The 1,454-nt window shown below is 68.3% G+C and carries 1 protein-coding gene and 1 pseudogene; both read right to left on the reverse strand.

What is annotated here, in order from left to right:
• Positions 1 to 960, reverse strand: a 960-nt coding sequence (locus ACQKIP_RS47315; protein ID WP_427745850.1) for a DUF6801 domain-containing protein, incomplete at its 3' end; no start/stop codon positions are given.
• A 105-nt stretch (positions 961 to 1,065) separates the two neighbouring features.
• Positions 1,066 to 1,454 (reverse strand): annotated as a pseudogene (locus ACQKIP_RS47320) (hypothetical protein); the annotation flags it as partial.

Here is a 1,454-nt window from a genome sequence, read left to right on the forward strand (position 1 = left end):
CTCGACGGTCCTGCAGTTCGGTCCGCCGCCGATGGGCAGGCCGAGCGCGCTCACGGTGGTGAGCTTGACGTACATCTCGGAGTGCGACGTGAGGTGGCCTGCCGTGTCGAGCGTCCCTGTCGTCTTTCCGGTCTGCTCGAAGGCGATGTCCGCGGTCGTGGGCAGGAAGCCGAGGTAGGTGAACTGGCCCTTGGCCGGGGTGAGGTCCAGGTCGGCGTCGAAGGTTCCCTTGTCCGGGTCGTAGCGGGTGTCGATGCGGCCGGCCAGTGCGGCGCTGCCCTTGCCCGCCTTGATGTACGAGCTGCCCTTGATGCCGAAGCCCAGCGGCACCGGGTCCGGTGGATCGGTCGGATCGGTCGTGCCCGGTTCGACCTGGACGGTGTGCAGCATCCTGTTCTGGTCGGCGGGGTCGAGCGTGCACTCGGTCTCGAAGGTGTCGAGACTCGTCTTGGCGCCGCTCGTGTCCCGCGGTGTCATCGTCAGGAGCAGGCTGTTGACGTCGATCTTCACGCTGCCTGGCTGCCGGAACGTCAGCGCCGGGGCCTGGCCGGTCGCGGTCACCTCGAAGTCGGCGGGCGGCTGCGGCAAGGGCGTCTTGGGGATGGTGTTGTCGAGGCCGATGTTCAGCGGGCCCTCCGGCATGTGAACGGTGACGTCCGCAGTGGCGACCCCCTCGAGAGTGGCGCCGCCGACCGTGCGCAGGGCGGTGGCCGCCGCCCTGCTGACCTTGGACACCGAGGTGATGCGGAAGGCCGGGATCTGCTCGCCGGCCTTCACCTTGGCCGGCAGGTCCGCCTTGATGACGACGGTGAGCGGATCCTCCTCCATGATCGGGAACACGCACTTGTACGTCTGTGTCAGGGAGACCGGGTCCGCGGCGGCCGGATGACCGGAGGTGACGCCGATCAGCCCGGCAAGCAGCACGACGGCGGGGGCGGCCCGCCACCCTGTGGCGCGCAATCTCAGCACTGCCTCTCCAAGTTGTGCGGGAACGGGTCCGGCCCCCCGCCTCGAAGGGGGCGGGGGGCCGGATCGGGAATGCGGACTCACCGCCGTGGTGTGGCGTCAGCTCTTGTAGGTGAGGTCCATGTCGATGGTGTTGCCGGCGCCTGCCATGAACGTGCTGATGATGTCGTTGAGGGCGCCGCAGCCCTTGATGCCGGGCAGGGTGTAGGTGCCCTTGAGCTTGCCGCCCTTGTAGGGCTGGAAGCGGCCCTCGCTGGCGAGGTCGACCTTGGCGGGAGAGACCGTCTTGCAGTCGGCGCCGCCGCCGATGGGCAGACCGAAGGCGTTGACGCTGGAGAGCTTGACGAACATCTCCGACTTCGACTTCAGGGCGCCGGCGGTGTCCAGGGTGCCCGTGGTCTTTCCGGTCTGCTCGAAGGAGATGTCCGCGGTCGTGGGCAGGAAGCCCATGATGGTGAACTTGCCCTTGGTCGGGTCCAGCGTCAGGT

This window comes from Streptomyces sp. NPDC059900 (assembly GCF_050270335.1).
Classification (GTDB): domain Bacteria; phylum Actinomycetota; class Actinomycetes; order Streptomycetales; family Streptomycetaceae; genus Streptomyces.